Source organism: Haloarcula salinisoli (assembly GCF_019599405.1).
GTDB lineage: Archaea > Halobacteriota > Halobacteria > Halobacteriales > Haloarculaceae > Haloarcula > Haloarcula salinisoli.
The window spans coordinates 1,020,725-1,045,746 of record NZ_RKLQ01000001.1; the positions used below are offsets into that span (position 1 = coordinate 1,020,725).

20 protein-coding genes are annotated in these 25,022 nt (G+C 64.4%); 13 read left to right on the plus strand and 7 right to left on the minus strand.

Going from position 1 to position 25,022, the window contains the following annotated elements:
• Nucleotides 1–96: 96 nt before the first annotated feature.
• Together EGD98_RS05290 and EGD98_RS20995 are read left to right on the plus strand one after the other, a co-directional pair.
• Entirely contained in the window at nt 97–1,290 is a 1,194-nt protein-coding gene (locus EGD98_RS05290) for a carboxylate--amine ligase (protein WP_220587306.1), read from the plus strand.
• 104 nt (nt 1,291–1,394) lie between these two features.
• Nucleotides 1,395–1,526 (plus strand): hypothetical protein, encoded by a 132-nt coding sequence (locus EGD98_RS20995; protein WP_268899129.1) that lies wholly within the window; start codon nt 1,395–1,397, stop codon nt 1,524–1,526.
• Here EGD98_RS20995 and EGD98_RS05295 read toward each other — a convergent pair whose 3' ends face one another.
• On the minus strand, nt 1,527–1,808 hold the full coding sequence (locus EGD98_RS05295) for an ArsR/SmtB family transcription factor (RefSeq protein WP_220587307.1): 282 nt from the start codon (nt 1,806–1,808) through the stop codon (nt 1,527–1,529).
• Nucleotides 1,809–2,603: 795 nt separating this feature from the next.
• On the opposite strand from EGD98_RS05295, the gene EGD98_RS05300 reads away from it, so the two are divergent.
• From EGD98_RS05300 to EGD98_RS05320, 5 genes are all read left to right on the plus strand, one after another.
• Nucleotides 2,604–3,704 carry a DegT/DnrJ/EryC1/StrS family aminotransferase gene (locus EGD98_RS05300; RefSeq protein ID WP_328762102.1) on the plus strand — a complete coding sequence of 367 codons (1,101 nt, stop codon included), beginning with the start codon at nt 2,604–2,606 and terminating at the stop codon, nt 3,702–3,704.
• Nucleotides 3,701–4,696: a Gfo/Idh/MocA family protein gene (locus EGD98_RS05305; protein WP_220587308.1), complete on the plus strand. Its 996-nt coding sequence runs from the start codon at nt 3,701–3,703 to the stop codon at nt 4,694–4,696. Before EGD98_RS05300 ends, EGD98_RS05305 begins: the two co-directional genes overlap by 4 nt.
• Complete coding sequence (locus tag EGD98_RS05310; RefSeq protein ID WP_328762105.1) at nt 4,677–6,044, plus strand: nucleotide sugar dehydrogenase; 1,368 nt, start codon at nt 4,677–4,679, stop codon at nt 6,042–6,044. Before EGD98_RS05305 ends, EGD98_RS05310 begins: the two co-directional genes overlap by 20 nt.
• A gap of 225 nt (nt 6,045–6,269) precedes the next feature.
• The gene (locus EGD98_RS05315; RefSeq protein ID WP_220587309.1) at nt 6,270–6,902 is read left to right on the plus strand and encodes a DUF7344 domain-containing protein; all 633 of its coding nucleotides are present in this window, start codon (nt 6,270–6,272) and stop codon (nt 6,900–6,902) included.
• Nucleotides 6,903–7,749: 847 nt separating this feature from the next.
• The gene (locus EGD98_RS05320; protein ID WP_220587310.1) at nt 7,750–8,271 is read left to right on the plus strand and encodes a phosphopantetheine adenylyltransferase; all 522 of its coding nucleotides are present in this window, start codon (nt 7,750–7,752) and stop codon (nt 8,269–8,271) included.
• Between the two features lie 5 nt (nt 8,272–8,276).
• On the opposite strand, the gene EGD98_RS05325 is transcribed toward EGD98_RS05320, so the two are convergent.
• From EGD98_RS05325 to EGD98_RS05335, 3 genes are all read right to left on the minus strand, one after another.
• Entirely contained in the window at nt 8,277–8,507 is a 231-nt protein-coding gene (locus EGD98_RS05325) for a hypothetical protein (RefSeq protein ID WP_220587311.1), read from the minus strand.
• A 403-nt stretch (nt 8,508–8,910) separates the two neighbouring features.
• The gene (locus tag EGD98_RS05330) at nt 8,911–9,948 is read right to left on the minus strand and encodes a tyrosine-type recombinase/integrase (RefSeq protein WP_220587312.1); all 1,038 of its coding nucleotides are present in this window, start codon (nt 9,946–9,948) and stop codon (nt 8,911–8,913) included.
• Nucleotides 9,945–10,358 carry a DUF5805 domain-containing protein gene (locus tag EGD98_RS05335; protein WP_220587313.1) on the minus strand — a complete coding sequence of 138 codons (414 nt, stop codon included), beginning with the start codon at nt 10,356–10,358 and terminating at the stop codon, nt 9,945–9,947. Before EGD98_RS05335 ends, EGD98_RS05330 begins: the two co-directional genes overlap by 4 nt.
• A 1,351-nt stretch (nt 10,359–11,709) precedes the next feature.
• Between EGD98_RS05335 and kdgK1 the strand changes: the two genes are divergently transcribed.
• The 3 genes from kdgK1 (at nt 11,710) to EGD98_RS05350 (ending at nt 15,572) form a co-directional block, all read left to right on the plus strand.
• Complete coding sequence (gene kdgK1 / locus EGD98_RS05340) at nt 11,710–12,669, plus strand: bifunctional 2-dehydro-3-deoxygluconokinase/2-dehydro-3-deoxygalactonokinase (RefSeq protein WP_220587314.1); 960 nt, start codon at nt 11,710–11,712, stop codon at nt 12,667–12,669.
• A gap of 121 nt (nt 12,670–12,790) precedes the next feature.
• Nucleotides 12,791–14,548 carry a pyruvate kinase gene (gene pyk / locus EGD98_RS05345; protein ID WP_220587315.1) on the plus strand — a complete coding sequence of 586 codons (1,758 nt, stop codon included), beginning with the start codon at nt 12,791–12,793 and terminating at the stop codon, nt 14,546–14,548.
• Between the two features lie 52 nt (nt 14,549–14,600).
• Nucleotides 14,601–15,572, plus strand: coding sequence for an ROK family protein (locus EGD98_RS05350; RefSeq protein ID WP_220587316.1), 972 nt, complete (start codon nt 14,601–14,603; stop codon nt 15,570–15,572).
• Here EGD98_RS05350 and EGD98_RS05355 read toward each other — a convergent pair.
• From EGD98_RS05355 to glpK, 3 genes are all read right to left on the minus strand, one after another.
• Nucleotides 15,569–16,741 carry a Cdc6/Cdc18 family protein gene (locus EGD98_RS05355; RefSeq protein WP_220587317.1) on the minus strand — a complete coding sequence of 391 codons (1,173 nt, stop codon included), beginning with the start codon at nt 16,739–16,741 and terminating at the stop codon, nt 15,569–15,571. The genes EGD98_RS05350 and EGD98_RS05355 overlap by 4 nt on opposite strands.
• Before the next feature lie 66 nt (nt 16,742–16,807).
• Entirely contained in the window at nt 16,808–17,899 is a 1,092-nt protein-coding gene (locus EGD98_RS05360; protein ID WP_220587318.1) for a DUF7973 family transport facilitator, read from the minus strand.
• Nucleotides 17,900–17,902: 3 nt separating this feature from the next.
• The gene (gene glpK, locus EGD98_RS05365) at nt 17,903–19,435 is read right to left on the minus strand and encodes a glycerol kinase GlpK (RefSeq protein WP_220587319.1); all 1,533 of its coding nucleotides are present in this window, start codon (nt 19,433–19,435) and stop codon (nt 17,903–17,905) included.
• Between the two features lie 1,088 nt (nt 19,436–20,523).
• On the opposite strand from glpK, the gene glpA reads away from it, so the two are divergent.
• From glpA to EGD98_RS05380, 3 genes are read left to right on the plus strand one after another with little or no spacing between them, the layout of a single operon-like run.
• Nucleotides 20,524–22,254: an anaerobic glycerol-3-phosphate dehydrogenase subunit GlpA gene (glpA, locus tag EGD98_RS05370; protein WP_220587320.1), complete on the plus strand. Its 1,731-nt coding sequence runs from the start codon at nt 20,524–20,526 to the stop codon at nt 22,252–22,254.
• Complete coding sequence (glpB, locus tag EGD98_RS05375) at nt 22,244–23,518, plus strand: glycerol-3-phosphate dehydrogenase subunit GlpB (protein WP_220587321.1); 1,275 nt, start codon at nt 22,244–22,246, stop codon at nt 23,516–23,518. The genes glpA and glpB overlap by 11 nt, the downstream gene beginning before the upstream one ends.
• The gene (locus EGD98_RS05380; protein WP_220587322.1) at nt 23,515–24,885 is read left to right on the plus strand and encodes an anaerobic glycerol-3-phosphate dehydrogenase subunit C; all 1,371 of its coding nucleotides are present in this window, start codon (nt 23,515–23,517) and stop codon (nt 24,883–24,885) included. The genes glpB and EGD98_RS05380 overlap by 4 nt, the downstream gene beginning before the upstream one ends.
• Nucleotides 24,886–25,022: the final 137 nt, after the last annotated feature.

A 25,022-nucleotide genomic window follows, 5' to 3' on the forward strand; every position in this document is an offset into this window, starting at 1 on the left:
GAATATTTTCTGAACCCACTCCAACAACCCCGAATAGTTGGCTTTCCAAGTACTATTTTCCTGGTAACTTTCCAGCTGTTCCCCGAGCCAGACGGCATGGCCGCACAATCTACTTCGGATGACGCCATCGTCGTCGTCTCCAACCAGGCGCCGGCGTCGCTGAATATCGTTCGGTCGCTGGGCCGTCGCGGCGTCCGGACTATCGCCGCTGCCAACCGCGAGGGGACGCCCGCAATCGCCTCGCGGTACTGCGACGAGTCGGTTCGGTTACCGGACCCGTTCGAGGACATCGTCGCCTATCGGGACGCACTGCTGGAGCTGGCCGAGCGGCCCGCCGTCAGGACTATCGCGCCCGTCCGCGAACCCGACGTCTACGTCCTCTCGAAGTACCGCGACGAGTTCGCCGAGCACGTCTCGACGCTGTGGCCCGACGCGGAGACGCTGGCACAGGCCCACGACCGGGTCGCACTCGTCGACGCGGCCGAGACGGCCGGCGTCGCCGCTCCGGATACCGAGCTCCTGACCGACGTCGAGGACTGGAGCGGCCGCCGCATCGTGAAGGCCCGGTACGGCTTCCTGGCCGACCGGTACGTCGAGGACCTCGGCCCCGAGAACGCCATCGAAGCGGGCACGACCGAGTATATCGAACCCGACGAGAGACCGGACGTCGACGCGCTCGTCGACCAGATGGGCCACGTCCCAATCGTCCAGGAGTACGTCGATGGGACGGAGTACACTATCCGCGCGCTGTACGACGAGGGCGAGCCGGTGGTCTCGACACAGAAGGCCCTGCGGCGCGGGATGAAATACCCGCGGGGCCCCAGCGTCTACCACGAGGCCGTCGACATCCCGGAACTGGAGCGGGCCGGGCTCGCCATCCTCGACGAACTCGACTGGCACGGTCCCGCCTCCGTCGGGTTCATCCGGGACAGCGAGACGGGGACGTTCAAACTGCTGGAGATAAACCCCCGCTTCTGGGCGTCGCTGCCCTGTGATATCCACGCCGGGGTCGACTACCCGCACTACTACTGGCAGCTCGCCAACGGGGCGACGGGACCGTTCGACCCCGCCTATCGCCCGGGGACAGCGTCGCATTTCCTTCGTGGTGAACTGGTCCACCTCCACAGCGTGCTCACAGAGGAGTACGCCTTCGTCCCCCGCCCGTCGGTCGGCGAGACCGTCAGCGGGATGGCGGGGTCCTTGCTCGAACAGCCCAACTTCGACGTCTTCAGTCTGGACGACCCGCGCCCGTTCCTCCGGGACACACTGAACACCGTCCTCGGGCTGTAACGACCGCCGTGTTTCCGAGGCCGCTGTCGCTGTCCACTACAAGCCTCACCTATGTCCGATAGCCGCTAAATTACCAAGTCGCTTGCCGCAATCACTGTGGCTGTATGAGTGGTCATCTGACGGCTGACGAGTGGCGACGCATCAACGAGTTCGCGGACACGCCGAAACACCGTCGTCGCCCGGAACAGTTGTTGCCCGAAGGAACTCTGCCGGACGGGGAATCGACCGAGCAGTAATTACAGCATATTCTCGGCCTCGATGGTCTCCCATACCTCGAGGCCCTCGTCAGTGATACCGTAGACCCGTCCTTTGCGCCGGTTCTCGGAGACGAGCAGGGTCACGAGGTCGGCGTCGCGAAGCTCCTGGAGGGCCCGCGAGACGTGGGCGATACTGAGGTCGGTCTCGTCCGCGATGAGCGACGGCGTCGCCGGCCCGTCTGAGAGCCGACGCAGCGTCGCGATGCGATAGCGGGAGCTGATGACGTAACTGATGTCGTCCCACGGGTCGGGCTCGCTCATCTGTGTCTCCTCCCGGCGGACGAGTCGTAGTCACTGTCAGATTCGGTTCGGTCGCTCGGTCGGTCGGGTGTGTTTGTAGCCATGAGGGTTCGGGTACGCCTGCTGGCGCTGCTCGGTCGGTCGAACCGACGTCGGCGCGTGTCTGTCGTCGGTTGCTGGTCCGGCGGTCGTGTCCCCCGGCGATATCGTTCGTCTGTGAGCTGTACGACTGACAGCGAGGCAGGGACGACGTGGACGCACAGTGGCAGCTGCCTGGTCGGCAGTCCCGGACCGTCGGCGACGACTCCCCGTGGGTCGGCCGCGCCATCGCGCCGGTAGCGCGACGCACCGACACCACCCGTCTGCAGGGTCGGACTCGCTGTCCGGGCCTGGGATATAATTTCGGTACAGTGACATATAAACCCATCCTCGGCCGGCCGGCGCTGGGTGGCCACCGATCTCCGGGTCGGGCAACTGGTGTCGACTGAAGCCTGTATCATTCTTTCTCCACGTGGATGCGGATGTCCCCGCCTCGAAGCCACTGTTGAGAGATACACACGTGGACCCGCCTTTGTTACGTATCACATATACCGGATACAGATGGGGTATCTCCGGCAAAACGAACCGGAACTCACGTGGACCGGAACTGGTCCGCTCTCACCCCCTACAGACACCCTGTCGGGCGAAACTCGACGTTTCTCAGTGCAAGCTACACATAACAATGCCGATACTTTGCTTGCCGAAAACCGTGATCGCTGTCCAATCGACACCGACCGGACGAGTCGGTATATTCCCACCGTATGGCGGTGACGCGCCGTGACTGAGACGCAGTTACACGAGCCGACCATATCGATAGCCTCGCCGGCTGTCGGCCGGGAGGAACTCCACAGGGTAGCCGAGGTGCTCGGTTCCGGTCGGCTCAGCGGCGGCGAGGCGGTCGAGGCATTCGGCTCTGAGTTTGCCACCTACTGTGACGTCTCCCACGGCGTCCCGACGACGAACGGGACGACCGCCCTGCACGCGGCGCTGGCCGCGCTCGACATCGGGCCCGGAGACACCGTGGTAACGACGCCTTTTTCGTTTATCGCGACGGCGAACGCGATCAGACACGTCGGCGCACGACCGGTGTTTGCGGACATCAACCCCGAGACGTACAATCTCGACCCCGACCGCGTCGCCGCCGTCGCGGACGCCGAGGGCATCGACGCGGTACTGGCCGTCCACCTCTATGGTTGTCCCGCGCCAATCGACGAGTTACAGGCAATCGCGGACCGACACGACGCCGTCCTCGTCGAAGATTGCGCACAGGCTCACGGCGCGACCTACCGGGGCGACCCGGTCGGCAGCTTCGGCGACGCCGGCTGTTTCAGCTTCTACCCCACGAAGAACATGACCACCGGCGAGGGCGGCATGGTCGTCACCGACGACGACGACGTGGCCGAACGCTGTCGCAGCTTCATCGACCACGGCCGGGGGCCGGACGGGAGCCACGAGCGCGTCGGACACAACTTCCGTATGCCGGACCTCTGTGCGGCCATCGGGCGCGTCCAGCTCTCGAAGCTCGACGACTTCGTGGCGGCCCGCCGGGAGCACGCCGCCCAGTTCGACGACGCCATCGCGGACGCACCGATACAGCGGCCAGTCGAACCCGACGGCTGTCGCCACGCGTACCACCAGTACACGGTCCGCTGTGACGACCGGACGGCGCTTTCCGCTCATCTGGAGGAGTACGGCGTCGGTTCGGCGGTGTACTATCCACGGGCGATTCACGAGGAGCCGGCCTACGACGGCGTCACGGTCGAGTTACCGGTCGCCGAACGGGCCGCCGAGGAGGTCCTCTCGATTCCGGTCCACCCCGAGCTGTCCACCGAGGACGTCCGGCAGATAACGCACGCGCTCACGGAGTTTTCGACATGACCGAACAACTGGCTGCTGGGGTCGTCGGCGTCGGCAGCATGGGCCGACACCACGCTCGCGTCTACAACGAGATACAGGGGGTCGAACTCGTGGGTATCGCCGACGCAGACGAGGAGGCCGCCGCGCAGGTCGCCTCGACCTACGGTAGCACGGTCTACGACCTGGAAACCCTCCTGGGAACGGTCGACCTCGTCTCTATCGCCGTCCCAACTCGATACCACTACGAGGTGGCCTCGAGAGCCATCGACGCCGGCGTCTCAGTACTGGTGGAGAAACCGTTCGTGACCGACGCCGCGAAGGGCCGCGAACTCATCGACCGGGCCGAGGCCGCCGGCGTGACCCTGCAGGTGGGTCACATCGAGCGGTTCAACCCAGTCGTCGACGTGCTTGAGGACGTTCTCGCGAACGTCGAACCCATCGCGGCGTCGGCCCGCCGACTCGGGCCGCCAGTCTCGCGGGACGTGAAAGACGACGTCGTGATGGACCTGATGATACACGATATCGATATCGCCTGTTCGCTGTTCGGCGACGAGGTGGCCGGCGTCACCGCCATCGGCGCCTGCGACGGCGACTACACCGACGCCCAGATAGAGTTCGACGGCGGGACCCTTTGCTCGCTGACGGCCAGCCGCGTCACACAGGAACGCATCAGGGACCTCTCCGTGACCGCCCGCGAGTGCCACGTCAACGTCGATTTCATGGACCAGTCTGTGCGAATCTATCGCCACTCGGACCCGTCCTATCACACGGAGAACGGCGACGTGCGCTACAGCCAGGAGAGCATCATCGAGCGTCCCGCCGTGGACAGTGACGAACCGCTCAAGCGGGAACTGCGTTCCTTCGTCGACTGTGTGCGCAACGGTTCGACCCCGCGGACCACCGGGAGCGACGGGCTCTACGCCATGTTGCTCGCCGACGAAATTAGTTCGATAGCGGACTCGCGGACTCTCGCCCTGGAGGAGGTGAGCGTCGGTGACCGCAGCACAATCTGAGGCGGCGGTGTACGCCGGTGACCGCGCCGGCACGGCGCTCCAGTCGGCCTTCGCCACCGGGGAGATTCCGGTCGCCGTCTACGGCCTGGGGAAGATGGGGTTGCCCCTGGCCGCGGTTCTGGCCGACGTCACCGGCAACGTCGTCGGCGTCGACATCGACGAGTCGGTGGTCGAGGCCGTCGCAGCCGGCGAGAGTCCGGTCGACGGCGAGCCGGGGCTGTCGGAACTGGTCGCTGAGACGAGTGCCGACGGCTCCCTGTCGGCGACGACGGCGTCTGGACAGGCGGCCGCGGATGCGAGAGTCCACGTCGTCATCGTCCCGACGCTCATCGAGGGGACGGAGCCGGACCTCTCGATGCTGCTGGCTGCCGTCGACGCCATCGGTTCGGGGCTCGACGCGGGCGACCTGGTGATAATCGAATCGACGGTCCCGCCCGGCACGACCCGGGACGTCGTCACGCCCCGACTGGTCGAGCGAAGCGGGCTCGACCCCGCCGAGTTCGGCGTCGCGTTCTGTCCCGAGCGGACCGCGAGCGGCCGGGCAATCCAGGACATACGGGGCGCTTACCCGAAGGTGGTCGGCGGTGTGGACGACGAGAGCGAGCGTGTCGCCGGCCTGCTGTACGACGAGCTGACGACCAACGAGGTCATCCCTGCGGGGGACGCCACAACCGCGGAGTGTGTGAAGGTTTTCGAGGGCATCTACCGCGACGTCAACATCGCGCTGGCGAACGAGCTCGCGAAGGTCGCCGAACCACTCGACGTCGACGTGACCCGGGCCATCGAAGTCGCCAACACCCAGCCGTTCTGTGAGATTCACGACCCCGGACCCGGCGTCGGGGGCCACTGTATCCCGCTGTATCCACATTTCCTCACGGCCACGGTCGAGATGGACCTCCCGCTCGTCGAGACGAGCCGCGGCGTCAACGACGAGATGCCGTCGTTCGTCACCGACGCCACCGTCGACCTGCTCGAAGACAACGGTGTCGCTATCGAGGACGCCAGGGTGCTGGTGCTGGGCGTCGCCTACCGCGCCGGTGTCGACGAGACACGCAAATCGCCCACGCGGCCCGTCGTCGCCGAACTCGACGAACGCGGAGCGGACGTCTGGGCAGCCGACCCAGCCGTCGACGTGCCGGCCGTCCCCGACTTGCCGGCCAGCGCTTGCTCGATGGCCGACCTGGAAGCGACTGCCGACCGGTACGACGCCGTGGTCGTGATGACCGACCACGACGCGTACGCCGACCTCGATTTCGCCGCCTTCGGCGATGCAGTCGTGGTGGATGCACGGGACACACTCGGGGCGCTCCCGCTAACGACCTACACCGTCGGTGCCGGCCGGTCGTAAGCACCGTTGCCCTGCTGGTATCCAGCAGTGTAACCGGAGCTACCTGAACAGTACGTATAACATATCTGTCAAAACAAAGTATTAAGTGTGGGACGAATGACTGTTTTGACAGGCGCTTGGGGTTCGGACAACCCACAGGTCTTGCAGGATATCGGGGGGTGCAAGGAGCCAATCCCGTTCCGAGGACTGCGTACAGTCCGGATTCCGGGCCACGGAGGACCATACATGAGTACCCAGGACCAAACCGCACGTACCACTACTGACCAACCGACGGGAACCGATAACCAAGATGAAGTGCCAGACAGCACGGCACCCCAGGAGGATGGGGTCACCGAGGCGGAGCAAGAGCCGGAGCCGCTCTCGCTCGACCTCGTGTTCGAGATACTGAAAAACAGTCGCCGGCGCGAGGTCATCCACTATCTCAGAGAGCACGAGTCCGACGAGCGTGTCTCGCTCGGCGAGCTGGCCGAACACGTCGCTGCCATCGAGAACGACACGACGACGGACCAGCTCACGTCCAGTCAACGAAAACGGGTCTACGTCGGGCTCTACCAGTGTCACCTCCCGAAGATGGACGACATGGGCGTCGTCGACTTCAACCAGGACCGCGGACACGTCGCCCTGGCTCCGCAAGCGGACTCTCTGACCGAGTATCTCGACCGACCAGCCGAAGACGATAGCGTCCAGTGGCACCAGTACTACGGCGCTATCTCAGGAGTCGGCGTCGCCATCGTCGCGCTCTCGCTCGGTGTCGGCCTCGGTTCGGGCCTCATGATGGGACTGCTCGGACTCGTCGTCGCGACGTTCGCGTTCTGCTCGGCGTGTCACTGGGTCACAGAAGCACGCGACGACGACTGACGGCAGACGGGGTCACACGGAACTATCTTTTCGGCGTCGTCTTCGCGAGTACCGGCAGGACTGATACTGAAGGGGGTGGGTCCGGAGCGGTGGCCGGCCGCCGGCCTGCACGCGAGTCGGATGGGGTACACGTAACGGCCAGCCAGCTGCGCCCCGTGATGTCGGACACAAGTGGATGGTGAACCGTTCCGGGTTAGGGTGGCCGACTGCTCATACGGTCGGTTGTACCGGGCCCCGCTCCGATGCACACGCGAGCGTGTGGTGGAGACGAACGCACGGACGACCGACAGTATCACGCCGTCACCGGCGCGCGTCGGCAATTGAACGAACAGCCGACAGCAGTATTGTAACCCTGTTCCTACGTACTAAACGGCGTAGACTGACGAATATGGGCCCCACCCGTCAGTATCCGGTAAGTTTCGTATACAGTATCCCGGCAGTGAGCGTCCCGTACGTCCCGATACAGCTGGCCCAGACGCCATCGAACGGTGGGTCGGTCACTCCCGGTGTCGGCTGACGGACGTGTGTCGCTCCCTCGGGGCGTGGGCGGCAGCTGACGACCCAGTCGAGTGCGAGGCCGTGGGCCGGTCTCAGGACGACTTGACCACTACACAGGCGACGTTGAAACGGGAAAAACAAACTCCGGCTGTCGCGACTGCGGCCGAGGGACAGGACCAGTTGGAGGCCTCGCCGGGTCGCGACGGTAAAACATTACACACCACCGTGCATGATTATATATGACCTATAACTCCGTGGGAGACTATCACTATCGCTACTGTCCGCGCCCGGGATCGCCTGTCTACCCCGGCCCCACACCTATACCATTGTGCCCCACCTACCGGGAGGTATGTCAGCACGTATCGCTATCCTTGGCGGCACGTTCACCCCGGTGCACAATGGACACCGCGCGCTTCTCCATAGTGCGTTTCAGACCGCGAGTCACGACGGTGAGGGGGACGGGCACGTCATCGTCGGTCTCACGGCCGAGTCGCTGGCACGGGAGACGCGCAGTGACCCCTCACACGCCGAGCTCCTCGGGTCGTTCCCCGAGCGCCGGGAGGCGCTTTCGGACGCGTTAGAACGTATCAGCGGCGCCTACCCGGCGACGTGGGACATAGTGAAGATAACGGACACGTTCGGCCCCGCCGCGACTCGCGAGGACGCCGACGCGCTCGTCGTCGCGCCGGAAGGCAAGGCCCAACAGCGGGCCCGCGAACTCAACGACGAGCGACTGCAGCGGGGCTATCACCCGCTCGAAATACACACCTCCCCGTTCGTCGTCGCCGAAGACGGGCTGCGGATAAGCAGCACGCGCATCCGGAACGGCGAGATCGACGCCCAGGGACGGTTGCTCGGCGACGGCGACTGAGCCGTCTACTCCCGCTGGCTCTCGGCGTTCGGTTCGGCCAGCGTCTCGGAGAGGCCGTCGTCTTGCACCATCGACGAGACGTACTCGGCCGTGGTGTCGCCCTCAGGGGCGACGTCACGACCGGGTTCGGTGTCCTGTTCCTGTGTCTCGACGCAGACGTCGGTCCCGGTCACCTCGACGAAAATGTCCTGCAGGTGCTCGTGCGACGGTTTATCGCCCTCAGCGTCGCTGCTCATCGGTTACCCCACCTACACGCCGTAGCTTTCCACACCCCATGGGTGTGTGCACATTCGTCAACCATGACATGACGCCCTGGAACGGTGCGGATATAAATATACAGTGACAAATTCGGTTAATCGCTGACTATCGTCGCTGGAGTTGTGTTTTACAGCACCTACTTTCCCCTGAATTCTCGTGGACTGGCTGAACGACGGCCCGCCATGCTCACCGCAGTCGTGTCGAGACGGTCGAGTCAGAGATAATAACAACTGTACGTTTGTTATTTTCTGGGTAGTAGCTGGTAGCCAGTCATACTGGAACCGGATGCAATTGTGTTCACGAGGCTCCCATCTTTTGTATAGCGACATGTAGTTTATCTGGCCGCGACCAGACGGGAGAACTTTCCAATATGTTTTCCGTTTACACCAGCGAGTAGATGTTTGCCTCGTAACTCTCCCGAACGCGGCTCCCCCACTCGTGGGTGTAAGTGTCGATGACGTCCTGGGCCACGTCGCCCCGCAGGTACTTGACGACCCCGCGATCTCCGGTTCTGTCCCGGAGATGGGTCGTGAAGAAGTGCCGGAAATAGTGCGGTGTAACGTTCTCTTCGGTTCCGCCGCCGTCGCGGTACCAGCCGTGGTCGCGGGCGTGTCGTTCGACGAGGTGGTGCACCATGTCGGGTGTGAGCCGCTGGCCCCAGTCACCGCTCGTCGAGACGAACAGGGCCTCGGCGTCTGAGCGAACGTCCGGCCGAATCGCTAGCCAGCGCCGCAGTGTGCGGGCGAGCTCGTCGTCGATAGGCACCGTCGTGTCGCGTTTGCGCTTGTTCGACGCCGACCGCTCCTCGCCGTTGGTCACCGCACCGCGACTCGGCTCGCTCGCGACGTACAGGGAGTCTTCGCGCCCGTCGAGGGCGGCGCGCACGGGCACCTCGGGACGGGGTCCCGGTTCGGACAGATTGCAGTCTCGGAGGTCGAGATTACACAGCTCACCGGCGCGAATCCCGGTTTTCAACAGCGTGAGGACGACGGCTCGCTCCAGGGGATGACCGATAGTCCCGACGAACGCACGCATCTCCGCGACACTGATCTCGCGTCGGGTCGGGTCGGTGTTGATGGACTCGTCCATCTCCTCCATCACCAGCGCCATCGGGTTCGATTCGAAGGTGCCCACTTGCGTCATGTAGGCGAAAAACCGGTGGAGATAGGAGGCGTACGTCGCGACGGTGCTCTCGCTGTGGTCGCCTCTGAGCCCGTGGACGTATGCCATGCAGTCCCTGTGGGAGGCAGCAGCGACCGCCGTGGGATGGCTGCCCTCGCTCAGATACGTCTGGAATTCCCGGAGCACGCGCTCGTAGAAGGCCCGAGTGCGCTCGCTTTTCCCGTGGTAGGTCACGTCGTCGAGGAAGTAGCCGATGGGGTCCTCGTCTGGTTCGGGTGTCGCGGTGTCTGAGCTCATTCGTCCAGCACGTACCCCCCGTGGCGGCCGCTGTATCTGACCCGGCCTTCCGACTGGAGCTCCTGCAATGTCTCGTCGAGTCGCTGTTCGATGTCGTCGGTCAGCGCTGCGACCAGGTCGTCCCAGTCGCAGTGGTCGCCGTCAGCGAGGGCCTCGACGACCCGGTCTTTCAGGCCGTTACCCCTGGGGTTGGCGCCCGGAGAACGGGGTTCCGTTTCTTCGGCGCTCGCCGAACTCTCGCCGGTGTCGGACTCCGGCAGTTCGAATCCGCTTCGACCTGCCTGCACCATCGTCCGGACGAACTCGCTCTGGCTCATGTCGAGCTCGTCGGCGTGGGACTGCCAGTTCTCCTTCTGGTATTCCGGAACGTAGGTCCTCACTGAGGTGCGCTCCTCGCCATCGGCTGCCATATCTGGGGGTCGACCCCCGGCTACTTCAAGCTAGTGCCACATACCCGGATAAAGACACTTATTTGTGCAGATGAGGCCGTAATTTCGGCCAAATCACGCCGCTACTGAAGGATTGCTGATACTTTTGCCAAGGTATAGTGCCACACTCACAAATCTAATTTCGGCAGTTTGTCGGGTGTCTGCTCCACGAACTCGAACTGTAGTCGGGGGTGGCGCCGTTCGTCACCAGGTCGCGCCACTCGGTCGGTGGGTCACCCTCCAGACCGGCGGTATGCCTGTACCCGGTTACACTCTCCAGGGGCTCCTCAGACTATGTGGTCGCTACGAGCTGTACGTCTCTCGAGTCCGGTAGTGCTCCATCGAACGATGATCTGTGACCACCAGCAGGCCGTCACGGTTGGTCTAACTCTTCCCGCAGCCTTCTGGAGCCCTCGCTATCAGAGTGGCACTCAGAGCCCGTGAGAGGCGCTTGCGCTGTCTCCCGGGAGCCCTTCGGGTCACTACTCTCACGTAGGTCCTTACCACTCACAGCCGGGTCCGTCGACTCGTCTGATCGACCCCAGGCTCGTCGATAGCGTAGTGCGGACTGGGAGGTGGTATCGAACGAGGTCCCGTTTCTGGTGCTCCACCCCAGGGGTAGCGCCCGTCAAAGCGGGTCTCTGGTCGGTGGCGACAGTGGTCCACGACAGCTCGGCCCCAGTAATCGCTGCCGGCGGCTCACTTCCCATACTGACAGCTGGAGTTCGTTCAGCTATCGGTACCAAGTGCGTACTTTCGTTCGTATTGTGACGGACGACAGTCTGGCTTCTCCGCGTGGCGGGGAACCACCATCCGCGCTACGATATGGAACATCCCGGTTGGGGCCGCGGGAGCTGGGTCGCTGCAACGGTGGTCCTCTGTCGGACAATGTGGATTGGCCGCTCTCGGGGGCGCCCCCACCGGCGACTGGTCCTGACCGGGGCCTTTCAGTGGATGTCATCTGGTGGCAGATGCCTCTGAAGGCCGACTACAGATTCGTTTCACTTGGTGGGGTGGCTCCTCTCCCTGCCCTCCGTGGCGAACCACCTGTTTCCGGCTGCAACCGACTGAACGCTGATACGAGCTCCGACACACTCCTCGAACTGGTGGGTTCTCGTCCGAAATGCCAGTTGCCAGCAACAAAAATGTCAAATAACGCCAATATCATACTGGCTGGCTACCGACTCGTAAACTGTATGCCGCTATATCCAATCTCCTTCCGGCATCCCACCGAATTCCCCGTCTATTCGGCGAATCGAATCCAGAGTGCTCGCTGTGCGCTGTGGGCCCCGGTTTGGCGGGATTTATGTCTGCCCGGCGACGACGACTGGATATGGCTGACCTGGTTACGTTCGGCGAGACGATGCTCCGGTTCTCACCGCCTGACGAGGAGCGTCTCGAAATCGCCGACCAGTACGACGTCGACGTGGCGGGTGCCGAGTCCAACGTGGCTGTCGCAGCCCAGCGCCTCGGGCTCGAGGCGACCTGGCTCTCGAAACTCCCGGACTCACCTATCGGCCGGAAGGTCGCCGGCGAACTCCGGAGCCACGGCGTCTCTGTCGACGTCGTCTGGGACGACTCGCCCGAGCGTCGACAGGGGACGTACTACCTGGAGCAGGGGCGACCGCCCCGTGGGAGCGAAGTAATATATGACCGCGCGCACGCGAGCGTCACCACTGCGACGGCCGACGACCTCCCGACGGAGGCACTGGAGGGAGCGGACTGTTTCCACACGACGGGTATCACCCCCGCGCTGTCGGCGACGCTGGCGACGACGACCGCCGAGTTACTCGAACGGGCGGGGTCGTCCGGGGCGCTGACGAGCTTCGACGTCAACTTCCGCTCGAACCTCTGGACGCCAACCGAGGCGAAGGAAGTGCTTACCGAACTGTTCCCGGCTATCGATATCCTGGTGGTCGCCGAGCGCGACGCCCGCGTCGTCCTCGACGCGGACGGCGACGCGGAGGCTATCGCCAGAAAGCTCGACGACGAGTACGGGTTCGAAGTCGTCCTCGTCACCCGTGGCAGCGATGGCGCCCTCGCGCTCTCGGAGGGGGAGGCGTTCACGCAGCCGACCTACGAGGCGCCGGACGCCTATCCTGTCGGGACCGGCGATTCCTTCGTCGGGGGCTTTCTCTCGCAGTATCTTCAGGGCGAGCCGGTCCAGAAGGCGCTTTCCTGGGGTGCCGCGACCGCTGCGTTGAAACGGTCCATCCCCGGTGATATGGCGACCATCGCTGTGCAGGAGGTCCGCGAGGTCATCGGTGGGACGACGGAGTCGCTGTCCCGGTAGTCCCGCGCAGGCCCGCGAAAACTGCAGTGTCTGATAAGCTTCTTATCCCCTGGCTCGGTACGGGGGAGTATGATTCAACTACCGACGTCGCCGACACTCCGTCTCACAGGGGGAGCCGCCGATGCGTAGCGCGAAAATCGTCTGCACACTCGGCCCGGCCAGCGAATCGGTCGAACAGATCGAGTCACTGGCGGAGGCCGGGATGTCCGTCGCGCGGCTGAACGCGAGCCACGGGTCGCCCGAACACCGCCGGACGATGATCGACCGCATCAAGGAGGTCGACGAGAAGGTCGACACGCCGGTGGCCTCGATGCTGGACATGCCTGGTCCGGAGGTCCGGACCGCGCCTATCGAGGCGCCAATCGAGCTCGACCAGGGGACGACCGTGCGCTTCGTCGTCGGCAACGACGCCACACCCCAAGAGGTCGGGCTCTCACAGTCTATCGCCAGCGCGAGCCCGGGCGACCGGGTGTTGCTCGACGACGGCCGCATCGAGACCACCGTCGAGAGCGTCGACGGCGACACCGTCACTGCCCACGTAGAAAACGGCGGCACGCTGGGCGCCCGGAAAGGCGTCAACGTCCCTGGTGTCGACCTCGACCTCGCGACGATAACGGAGAACGACCGGCGCGAAATCGAGGTCGCCGCGGAGAAGGAACCCGACTTCGTCGCCGCCTCGTTCGTCCGTGACGGCGACGCCATCTACGAGATAAACGAGGCTCTAGAGGAGAAGGGCGTCGACATCCCCATCATCGCGAAGATAGAGCGAGCGGGCGCCGTCGAGAACATCGATAGCATCATCGAGGCCGCCTACGGTATCATGGTCGCCCGTGGCGACCTCGGCGTCGAGACGCCACTCGAAGACGTCCCCATCATCCAGAAACGCATCATCCGGAAGTGCCACCAGGCCGGTGTCCCCGTCATCACGGCGACGGAGATGCTCGACTCGATGATTCACTCCCGTCGGCCGACCCGTGCGGAGGCTTCCGACGTGGCCAACGCAGTGCTCGACGGCACGGACGCCGTGATGCTCTCGGGCGAGACGGCCATCGGTGACCACCCGACCCGCGTCGTCGAGACGATGGACCGCATCGTCCGGGACGTCGAGGGCAGCGAGGAGTACGCCGAGTCCCGCGAACAGCGCATCCCCAACGCCGGTGGCACCCGGACCGACGCGCTGGCCCGGTCGGCTCGCTTCCTCGCACGCGACATCGACGCCGACGCCGTCGTCGCCGCCTCCGAATCGGGCTACACCGCGCTCAAGGCCGCAAAGTACCGTCCCTCGATTCCCATCGTCGCCTCGACGCCCAGCGACAGGGTCCGTCGCAAGCTCGCCCTCTCCTGGGGTATCATCCCCGTGACGACAGAGTACACCAACGACGGTGCCGATGCCGTCATCCAGAGCGCCGTCCAGGCCGCCCTCGACACTGAGGCCGCCGACGGTGGTGACACCGTCGTGGTCCTCTCGGGGATGATGACCGAACTGGAGGGGATGAACACCGCGAACATGCTGAAGGTCCACGTCGCCGCCGAGACGGTCGTCAGCGGCCGGTCGGTCGTCGACGGACTCGCGACCGGACCGGTCTATCACGTCGGCGACGGCGATATCTCCGACGCCCCGGAGGGCGCGATTCTCGTCGTCCCGGCGGGCTTCGACGGGGAGTTCACCGGCGAGACCGAGCATATCGGCGGTATCGTCGACGCACACGAGGGCGTCACGAGCTACGCCGCCATCGTCGCCCGCGAACTGTCGGTTCCGATGGTCTCCGACGCGACGTTGCCCGACCGCATCGAGAACGACGACATCCTCACGCTCGACGCCGAACGCGGTGTGGTCTACGAGGAAGCCGCCGGCCGGGAACAGCTCCCCGAACGGTAAGGCTACGGTGAATCTGTGCAATTAAGTACTCAAGGAGCCACCGTCTGACCAAATGGGCGCATACGCTGGGGTCGACCTCGGTGCGACGCATATCAGGGCTGTCATCGGTGACGCTGACGGGGCGGTCATCGCCTCCCACAAGCGAGATACCCCACGCGGGCCGACTGGTATCGACGTGACCGAGGCCGTCCTCGATGCCCTTCGGGGCGCGTGCGAGGCAGCCGACGTCGCACCGTCGGAGGTCGTCGCGGCCGGTATCGGCTCGTTTGGCCCGCTGGACCTGGCCGGCGGCGCGGTGGAGAACCCCGCAAACCTCCCGGACTCCATCGACCGCATCCCGCTCGTCGGGCCTGTACAGAACCTCTTCGAGACCGACCGGGTGTACCTTCACAACGACGCCAACGCGGGGCTGATCGGCGAGCGCTACTACGCCGACCGGAATCCCGACGACATGGTGTATCTCACCATCTCCTCGGGCATCGGGGCCGGTGTCTCGGTCGACGGGAACGTCCTGCGGGGGTGGGACGGCAACGCCGGCGAGGTCGGTCACATGACCATCGACCCACACGGCTTCATGACCTGTGGCTGTGGGCACGACGGCCACTGGGAAGCGTACTGCTCGGGCGAGAACATCCCCCGCTATGCCACCCGCCTCCACCGGGAGGACCCCGTCGAGACCGCCCTCCCTATCGACACGGAGGGCTTTACCGCGGCCGACGTCTTCGAGTACGCCGGCGAGGACGACTTTGCGACCCACGTCCTCGACCAGATCTCACACTGGAACGCTATTGGCGTCGCCAACATGGTCCACGCCTTCGCGCCACTGGTCGTCTCCATCGGCGGGGCCGTCGCTATCAACAATCCGGACCAGATTATGGACCCCATCAGGGACCGGCTCGACGATATGGTGATGGCCAACATCCCAGACCTCCAGCTGACGACACACGGTGACGATGTCGTGGTTCGCGGGGCGCTCGCCTCGGCACTGACCGGCGGTACCGGCGACTCGACGGCAGTGCGTTAACCGAGGTCGTAGAGCCGACGGAACACCGTCGGTGGGAACCGCGGTTCGACCCGGCTGGGCGGTCTGCCCTGTCCGCCCTGTGTCGCAGCCTGGACGCGTTCGACGACCCCGGCTTCTGCCATCTCGTAGAGAAATCGCTTGACGGTGCCCGGCGAGAGGTCGACGCGCTCGGACCCGCCGATGGCCGCGGTGGTCGCCGTCACCGAGGAGCGCTCCTCCTCGTCCAGATCGACCAGCTCTCGCAACACGGCCTGCCTGTTGTCCGGCAGGGCCAGAACGATACCCAGTGAGACACAGGGTATCGGTATCTCCTCGAATGCCGCCTCCACGTCGGCCCGGCTCAACTCCGACCGACCGGCCTGCTCGGCGTGGTGGGTCGCGATGAACAGCGCGGCCAGGGCGTCGTGTGCGTTCCCGTTCGCCCACTCGGCGATCTCGTCGGCGAGGTCGTGTTCGATCGCCTGCTGGGAGAGTCCGATCGACGCCCGCGTCATCAACACGTCGACGAGCATCTGTTGCTGGTACGGGTCGACGCGGATGCACTCGGCGGTGTACTCCGCGAGTTCGGTCTCGGCCGGTCGTTTCCGGCCCATCGCCAGCCAGCTCACGTTACTGGGCAATCCCGCGAACAGGTCGACCAAGTCGCTCTCGGAAGTGCTCCGTGGTTCCCCGACGTGGTCGACGGCGACGACGACGCCGATGCGTGATCCGGCCAGCTCCTCGTGCAAGCGGGCCCGCAACGTCTCCGTTCCGATACCGTGTTCCGGAACCGACTCCTCGACCAGGGAGTCCAGTACCGCGTGGAAGAAGGCGAATTCGCTCGTCGTCTGTCTGGTGTCCAGATAGACAAAGGAGGGCGAGGTCAGCGACTGTGCCCGCGTGGTCGTATGAATAACCGTCCGTGTCTCGGTCGGCAGCCGGTTCAGTTGACTGAAAAGCGCCGTAACCACGGCGCTCTTACCGACACCGTTTGGACCGTAAAGGTACGCGTTGGCGGGAAGATTCCCATCGAAAACCGGGTCCAGGTGGTCGAGCAACCGCTCGAGCAGCGGACCCCTGTCTGCCGGCTCGTCGATGTGGGTCACCGGCGACAGCGTCTCGTAGTCCTGAACCAGGCGCGGCTCGCCGTCGTGTCGCTGCCGTCGCTTGATTCTGGCTTCTATATCCATTGGTGCTAGAGAGCTCTCGGACTACGAGGTTCGTACAAAAATGAAAATCCGACGTTGGCCGGACAGTTAGAAGACGGCGAACAGCCCTCGCGCCGTCACACCAGCCACCGACAGGATGCCGATGAGGAGCGTGCAGACGAAGATACCGAACGCGGGCGGGTCGACGTGCGTGTCGCCGTGTGCGTAGAAGACGCGCTGGCCAGCTTCGCCGACGAGCGCACCGAGGATGCCGAAGGCGCCGCCCAGGAAGAGGGCGACGAGCTGCGACGAGCCGGTCGGGTCAGCGACGAACGCGGCTGCACCGGCGGAGCCGGGCAGCGTCATGTGGTGGGTCACCGGAATCTTCTCGACGCCCAGGTTGAGGAAGGTCAGGGACGCCGCGGAGATACCGAAGCCCAGGAACATGCTGTTCAGCGTGATGACGAGATAGCCACCGAGCAGACCGGCGACGAGGCCGATCATGGCGACGTTGCCCCACTTGTACTGGTGGGGGAGCCACGGCTCGACGGCGGGTCGCATGACTTCGCTGCCACCGTCGGCGGCGACCTCTTCGCCGTTCTCGAACGGGGTCATGTCGAAGTAACCGCTGCCGCCGGGCGAACCGAACAGCGAGTAGCCGAAGACGATGCGGTGCAGCAGGGCAGAGAAGAACACCGTAAAGGCGATGGTGTCAAAGGCCACAGCCGTGGCGACGAGGCTGCCCAGCAGCGTGTTGCTGATGGCACCGAAGATACCGAAGACACCACCGACGGCGAGGACGTCGGGGCGCGTACCGAGCGCGTAGGCGATGTCCTTACCGGGGTGGTAGCCACCGTCTTCCTGGGGTGGCATGGCGCCTTCCTTCTTTGCGGCGTAGGCGGCCGCGGCCGCACCGCCAGCGAAGGCGATGTGCGGACCGAAGACCGGACCGAAGCCGACCAGACCGGTCAGACCGGAGGCACCAAGTTCGAGGGACGAGCCCGAGGGCGCGCCCGTGACACCGAGCAGGTTCGCTGCCTCGCCGGCGATGACCGCGAAGCCGGTGAAACAGAAAGCCGGGAGTGCGCCGATAGCCGCACCGAAACAGCCACCCGCGAAGGCGGCGACGAGCCAGTAGACGAACTCCACGGCGGTTCGACCGCCCAGAGCGTCAATCTGCAGTAGTACTGGGTCCACCATGTTTTATTCCTCCCGTGCCCAGTCAAGGGATTTCTCGACTGCGTCGTCCCATCGGTCGTAGAGCTTGTCGACCTCTTCTGCGTCCTTCTCGGGACTGAACTCGCGGTCGATCTGCCAGTTGTCGCGCAGCTCGTCGACGGTGTCCCAGTAGCCGACGGCGAGGCCGGCGGCGTAGGCGGAACCGAGCGCCGTGGTCTCGTCGACCTCGGGTCGCGCGATGTCCGTCTGGATGATGTCGGACTGGAGCTGACAGAGGAAGTTGTTCTTGACCGCACCACCGTCGACTCGGAGCGTCGTCGTCTCGACGCCGGAGTCGGCCTCCATCGCTTCCGCGACGTCGCGGGTCTGGTACGCGATGGATTCGAGGGTTGCACGCACGATGTGCTCTTTGCGGGTACCACGCGTCATACCGACGATGGTACCGCGAGCGCGGCCGTCCCAGTGCGGGGCACCCAGGCCGGTGAAGGCCGGGACCATGTAGACACCGTCGGTCGAATCGACCGAGCGGGCCAGTTCCGCGGTCTGGGCGGCGTTGTTGATCAGGTCGACGTCCTCGAGCCACTCGATAGCGGCGCCAGTGATGAAGATGGCGCCCTCGAGGGCGTACTGGACCGGCTCACCGGACATCTGGAAGCCGATGGTGGTCAGGAGGCCGTGGTCGGACTCGACGGCGTCGGTGCCGGTGTTCATCAGGTAGAACGAACCGGTCCCGTAGGTGTTCTTCGCGTCACCCTCGTCGAAACAGGTCTGGCCGAACATCGCGGCCTGCTGGTCACCCAGCGCACCTGCGACAGGCACCTCGGCGCCGAGGAAGCCGTCGGCGTCCGTGGAACCGTAGGTGTTCTCGTCCGAGGACGGTCGGACTTCCGGCACCATCGATTTGGGCACGTTGAACTCCTCGAGGAGCTCGTCGTCCCACTCCAGGTCGCGGATGTTGTACAGCATCGTCCGCGACGCGTTGGAGACGTCGGTGATGTGGTTGCCGGTGAGGTTGTAGATGACCCACGTGTCGATGGTCCCCATGAGGAGTTCGCCGTTCTCCGCTCGTGTGCGAACGTCCTCGCCGCGGGAGGCTTCCATCTTCAGCGGCTCTGCGTTGTCGAGAATCCACTCGGTCTTGGTCGCCGAGAAGTACGCGTCACATTCCAGACCCGTCTTCTCGCGGATCCACTCGACCTTGCCCTCTTCCTGAATCTCCTCGACGCGGTCCGTCGTACGACGGTCCTGCCAGACGAGCGCGTTGTGGACAGGCTTGCCGGTCTCCTTGTCCCACACGATCGTGGTCTCACGCTGGTTCGTGATGCCGATAGCCTCGAGCTGCTCGGCGTCGAGGTCAGCTTCGTCGAGACCGGTGGTCACGACGTCTTTGGTGTTTTCCCAGATCTCCATCGGGTCGTGCTCGACCCAGCCGGGCTCCGGGTAAATCTGCTCGTGTTTCTCGTATGCGTTCGCGACGACCTGCCCGCTGTGGTCGAATACCATAAAGCGGGTGCCAGTCGTCCCCTGGTCTATCGCACCGACGTATGTGTCTGCCATTGTGTGTGTTCTCCGTTGGGCGGACCTTGTTTATCCAAGACCCCGCCTTGAGAGTAAACAATATAGTGAATCATTATAAAGATTACTGCTGCTGTCGGAGAGGTAGTAAAAAATAGCAAAAACTGTGTATAAACGACTCTCGTCGCTGGTTTCGGCGGATTTGATACCCTCTAACTGAGATTATTACGAGCTTTTGTCCGCCAATTGAACTATTTCTCTACGCACGGTGGGAGCTCGGACGCGGCCGAGACGGCTGAAACGGCAGGTATTGCTGCTAAAATCGACTCACAACGCTGCGAGTGGCATAGGGCCAGTAAAATATATGATAGACCGTGTTCATCGGGAATTCGTGAACATTCTGTGGATGCTTCCCATCTATATCTCTAGTTTGTACAGTCACTGACGGTGTTTTTGAACACGTCTTCTGGGGTTACTGGCCCCAGCTCCACCAGTCATGGCCGGCCCGCGCGTGAGCGACAGCCCCAGTGACTCCAGCTGGAGGTGGCTATCTGGTCGTTTGCACCGCGAAGGCTCCGAAGCGCCGAGGACGACGGGAGTAACTACGGTCTTTCGTCCGCCATGTCGCGATTCGGCCGTTCGTACTGGGCAGTACGGCAGTCTCGGCGGTCTCGATCGCGGACGAGCCGGTCGATTCTAGCGGTCCCTGAGTGGCAGATGAATTGGTTGTCATATTCACGCGCGTGCGTAATGAAGAACACAGAAGTTCACAGCGGCCAACACACGAATCGGTGCCACGACAGACGAGTAAATCGCTGGCCGACGAGGGGCATTACAGTTCCGGGTAGCGGTGGGTCGTCGATAAACAACTGTTCTATTTACTGGTGGTTGGCCGTATCGAATCAGCCAGTGTGGTTCTTTACTCACAGGGGTAGTGGCTGGTGACCGAACAGGCCCCGTCGTGAGTGGTCCGGCGTACTGTCCCTGTCTGGCCGGACTTCCGGTTCCAGCCCCAGCGCGGCTGTTCCCGTGGGCCGCAGTAACATTCATGATTACCAATAAAATTTACTGGCGGACCCCTGTTTAGCGGTAAAATAAAGTGTATGTGGTCCAAAGCCGAGGTATAACAGATGGGACAGACACCACACATCGCCGTCATCGGCGGCGGTTCGACCGGTATCGGCATCGCCCGTGACCTCGCTATGCGGGGTCTTGATGTCACGCTGGTCGAGCAAGGCAACCTGACACATGGAACGACCGGCCGAATGCACGGACTCCTCCACAGTGGGGGGCGATACGCGGTTGCTGACCAGGCCAGCGCGACCGAATGTATCGAGGAGAACCGCGTCCTCCGGGACATCGCGAGTCACTGCGTCGAGATGACCGGTGGCCTGTTCGTCAAACGACCCGAGGACTCCGAGGAGTACTTCCAGAAGAAACTCGAGGGCTGCAAGGAGTGTGGCATCCCCGCGGAGGTCATCTCCGGTGAGGAGGCCCGTGCTATGGAGCCCCACCTCGCGAAGGACATCGACAAGGCGATTACCGTCCCCGACGGCGCTATCGACCCGTTCCGGCTGGTCGTCGCCAACGCCGCCAGCGCGGAGGAACACGGCGCCCGCATCGAGACCCACTCCAAGGTGACGGACCTCATCATCGAGGACGACGAGGTCGTCGGCCTGGAAGTCGAACACGCTTCCGGCGAGGGCAAGCGCATCCACGGCAAGGAGGGCGGCACCGAGGAGATTCGCGCGGACTACGTCGTCAACGCGACCGGTGCGTGGGCCGGCCGCATCGGCGACATGGCCGGCGTCGACATCGCGGTTCGGCCCTCGAAGGGCGTGATGACCATCATGAACATCCGGCAGGTCGATACGGTGGTCAACCGCTGCAAACCGAAAGGTGACGCCGACATCGTCGTCCCACACGAGACCACCGCCATCCTCGGGACCACCGACGAAGAGGTCGAGGACCCGGAGGACTACCCCGAGGAGGGCTGGGAGGTCGACAAGATGATCGACACCCTCAAAGAGCTCGTCCCGATGCTCGAAGAGGCCCGCACTATCCGTTCGTTCTGGGGCGTTCGCCCGCTGTACGAGCCGCCGGACGTCGGCAGCGACGACCCGACGGACATCACCCGGGACTACTTCCTGCTCGACCACGACGAGCGGGACGACCTGCAGGGGATGACCTCCATCGTCGGCGGGAAGTTCACCACCTACCGGATGATGGGCGAGGAGATCTCCGACCACGTCTGTGCCAAGTTCGGTATCGACGCCGAGTGTCGCACCGCCGACGAGCCACTGCCGGGCAGCGAGGACTTCTCTGTACTGCGCGATTACATGGACGAATTCGGCCTGCGCTCGCCCATCGGGCGCCGGAGCGTCGAACGCCTCGGTTCACGGGCTGACGACGTGCTCAAGACCAGCGACCCGAACCCGACGGTCTGTGGCTGTGAAGGCGTCACCCGTGCGGAGGTCCAGGACGCCATCTCACAGTCCGGCTCGGACCTCAACGCGGTCCGAATCCGGACCCGTGCGTCGATGGGGAACTGCCAGGGCGGATTCTGCTCTAGCCGACTGGCCAGCGAGCTCCACGGCGAGTACGACGAGAGCATCGCCCGGGAGGCGTGGGACGAACTGCTCCAGGAGCGCTGGAAAGGGCAACGCCACGCCCTGTGGGGCGAACAGCTCTCACAGGCCGCGCTGAACTACGCCCTGCACTCGACCACGCAGAACCGCGACAACGACCCGGCCGACGGGGAGCCAGTCGACTTCGCCGCCTTCGACAGCGGCGTGAGTGCGAGCGACGCTTCGGGGACTGCCGACGTAGCTGCCGACGGAGGGACACGGAATGGCGATTAACTCCGACGTACTGGTCATCGGTGGCGGCCTCGCCGGGCTGACGAGCGCGCTCAAGGCCGCGCGCGAGGGCGCGGACGTGCGCCTGGTCTCGTATAAACAGAGCTCGCTTCGACACGCCTCCGGGCTCGTCGACCTGCTCGGATACACACCCGACGGCGAGGGGCCGGTGACCGACCCCTACGCCGCGATGGGTGACCTCCACGACGCTCACCCCTACAAGACGGTCGGCGTCGAGACGGTCCGGGAGGCTATGGGCCTGTTCGACGACGTGACCGACTACCGGGGCGACCACACCGACACCAACGCCCTGGTGCCGACCCACGGCGGCACGGTCAAACCCACGGCTCGCTACCCGACGGGCGCGGCGGCCGGGCTGGCGAGCGACGACCGCGACGTGTTGCTGGTGGGACTGGAATCGATGGTCGACTTCGACGCGCCACACGCCGCCGCCCACCTCGAAGCGGCGGGGGTGCCCTTCGACGTCCGCGGCGAGACGATTCGGTTCCCGGGCGACCTGCAGGCCGACGCGAAGATCACCCGGTACGCCAAGCTGCTCGACACCAACGGTGAGGTCGCGGTGCGAGGCCGCAAGAAAGGCGCCCGCGACGCGCTGGCCGAACGGGTCAACACCGTCAGGGAGAAAGAGGCACGGGTCGGCTTCCCGGCCATCCTCGGTGACGACCACACGGACGCGGTGCGGGCGGCTCTGGAGGAGAAGATCGGTGCCGACGTCTTCGAGGTCCCGATGGGGCCGCCGTCGCTGCCGGGACTCCGGCTGGAGGACCGTCTCTTCGAGGCGCTGGACGAGTCCGGCGCGAGCTTCGAGACCGGCAACCCGGTCGTGGACTTCGACGCCGATGGGGACACAATCGAGACGGTGTACATCGAGAAAAACGGCGCGAAGATCCCCAACAGTGCCGACCAGTACGTTCTCGCGACGGGCGGGCTGGTCGGCAAGGGCATCGAGTCCGACCGCGAGAGCGTCCACGAACCCATCTTCGACTGCCACATCGAGCACGGCGAGGACCGCTACGAGTGGTTCGACGGCGACGCCTTCGGTGACCACCCCTTCGCCAGCTTCGGCGTCGAGACCGACGAGACGCTGCGGCCGCTGACGGCTTCAGATTCGGTCGAGTTCGAGAACCTGCGGGCCGCGGGGTCGGTGCTGGGCGGGTACGACTTCGCCGCAGAGAAATCCGGTAGCGGAGTGTCGATTGCGACAGGCTACGTGGCGGGCGAGAACGCAGCAGCGGAGGCACGATGAGCGACGCACAATCCCCAACAGACTTCGACCCAGTTGAACCGAACACGGGCGAAGACTTCGAGCCCGTCGACGTCTTCCCCGACAGCAACGACTTCGACCTGCGACCCGGCGCCGACTCCTGTTTCAAGTGCTCGGTGTGTGACACCAACTGTCCGGTCGCCGAGGTCGACGACGACTTCCCCGGACCGAAGTTCCAGGGTCCCGAGCAGTGGCGGCTCAAACAGACCGACGACGACTACGAGATAGACGACTCGGTGATGTCGTGTTCGAACTGCATGCGCTGTGACAACGCCTGTCCGTCGGGCGTGCCCCTCAGCCAGATGCACAACACGGCCCGCGGGGAGTACGTCGAGAACCAGATGTCCAAGACGGACCTGGAGTACTGGCGCAACCGAATCCTCTCGAACTACCGGCTGTCGGCCTCCATCGCCAGCAAGGTGCCCCGACTCGCGACCTGGGGCATGAACTTCGGGCCGGCCCGCTGGCTCATGGAGAAGACGATGGGCGTCACGAAAGAGCGTGACTTCCCCGACTTCGCCACCCAGACGTTCCGCGAGTGGTGGGCCGAACGCGGCGGCGCCGACGCCTCCCGGCGGAACGCCCAGCAGCGCCGTGAGGAACTGGGTCTAGACCGCAACGCGGACAAGAAGGTGGCGTACTTCCACGGCTGTTACTCCAACTACAACACCGTCGACGTCGCGAAGGCGATGGTCCGCGTCTACGAGCACTACGGCTACGAGGTCGTCGCCCCCGAGCAGAAGTGCTCCGGGACGCCGATGTTCGCCAACGGGATGCTCGAGGACGCCCGCCGCCACGCCGAGGTCAACGTCTCCTCGATGTCCGACCTCGTCGACCAGGGGTACGACGCCATCGCGTCGTGTACCTCCTGTTCGATGGCGCTGCGCCAGGAGTACCCCGAACTGTTCGACATCGACGGCATCGAGAAGGTGTCCTCGAACACCTTCGAGGCCGTCGAGTACCTGCGCATCCACGAGGACGTCAAAGAGGACGTCCAGGAAGCACAGGTCTCGGGCGAGCTGGCCGAGGAGTTCGCCTACCACGCGCCGTGTCACGCCCGCAACCAGGGGCTGGAGCGCCAGTCCGTCGAGCTGTTCCGTGACCTGGAGGGTGCCGGTATCGAGGACGTCGGTGAGTCCTGTTCCGGTATCTCCGGCACCTACGGCTGGAAAGAGGAGAAGTACGAGAAGTCCATGGAGATCGGCGAGGAGATGTTCGACCACATGGAACACGCCGAGGGCGAGGTCGGCATGACCGAGTGTCCGACCTGTGCGATGCAGATGGAACACGGCACCGGCTACGAGATTCGCCACCCGCTCGAACTGCTCGAAGCCGCTATCGTGGAGTAACCACCCGGCCGTTTTTTCGGTTTACCGCTGGCACAGCGACAGCCTCGGCCACGACGCAGTAGCGGACACCGCGGGGCGCTCACCGGGCTTGCACTCGGTAGCCCGCTGCGGCGCTGTCGGGTCTGTGAAAGGGGAGA

Coding starts and splice junctions, on each gene's coding strand:
- EGD98_RS05380 (WP_220587322.1), top strand. CDS start 23,515: ATGAGCGACGCACAATCCCCAACAGACTTCGACCCAGTTGAACCGAAC.
- glpA (WP_220587320.1), top strand. CDS start 20,524: ATGGGACAGACACCACACATCGCCGTCATCGGCGGCGGTTCGACCGGT.
- EGD98_RS05325 (WP_220587311.1), bottom strand. CDS start 8,507: ATGAGCAGCGACGCTGAGGGCGATAAACCGTCGCACGAGCACCTGCAG.
- glpB (WP_220587321.1), top strand. CDS start 22,244: ATGGCGATTAACTCCGACGTACTGGTCATCGGTGGCGGCCTCGCCGGG.
- EGD98_RS05290 (WP_220587306.1), top strand. CDS start 97: ATGGCCGCACAATCTACTTCGGATGACGCCATCGTCGTCGTCTCCAAC.
- EGD98_RS05305 (WP_220587308.1), top strand. CDS start 3,701: ATGACCGAACAACTGGCTGCTGGGGTCGTCGGCGTCGGCAGCATGGGC.
- EGD98_RS05335 (WP_220587313.1), bottom strand. CDS start 10,358: ATGGCAGCCGATGGCGAGGAGCGCACCTCAGTGAGGACCTACGTTCCG.
- EGD98_RS05320 (WP_220587310.1), top strand. CDS start 7,750: ATGTCAGCACGTATCGCTATCCTTGGCGGCACGTTCACCCCGGTGCAC.
- EGD98_RS05360 (WP_220587318.1), bottom strand. CDS start 17,899: ATGGTGGACCCAGTACTACTGCAGATTGACGCTCTGGGCGGTCGAACC.
- EGD98_RS05315 (WP_220587309.1), top strand. CDS start 6,270: ATGAGTACCCAGGACCAAACCGCACGTACCACTACTGACCAACCGACG.
- EGD98_RS20995 (WP_268899129.1), top strand. CDS start 1,395: ATGAGTGGTCATCTGACGGCTGACGAGTGGCGACGCATCAACGAGTTC.
- glpK (WP_220587319.1), bottom strand. CDS start 19,435: ATGGCAGACACATACGTCGGTGCGATAGACCAGGGGACGACTGGCACC.
- EGD98_RS05295 (WP_220587307.1), bottom strand. CDS start 1,808: ATGAGCGAGCCCGACCCGTGGGACGACATCAGTTACGTCATCAGCTCC.
- EGD98_RS05330 (WP_220587312.1), bottom strand. CDS start 9,948: ATGAGCTCAGACACCGCGACACCCGAACCAGACGAGGACCCCATCGGC.
- EGD98_RS05350 (WP_220587316.1), top strand. CDS start 14,601: ATGGGCGCATACGCTGGGGTCGACCTCGGTGCGACGCATATCAGGGCT.
- kdgK1 (WP_220587314.1), top strand. CDS start 11,710: ATGGCTGACCTGGTTACGTTCGGCGAGACGATGCTCCGGTTCTCACCG.
- pyk (WP_220587315.1), top strand. CDS start 12,791: ATGCGTAGCGCGAAAATCGTCTGCACACTCGGCCCGGCCAGCGAATCG.
- EGD98_RS05355 (WP_220587317.1), bottom strand. CDS start 16,741: ATGGATATAGAAGCCAGAATCAAGCGACGGCAGCGACACGACGGCGAG.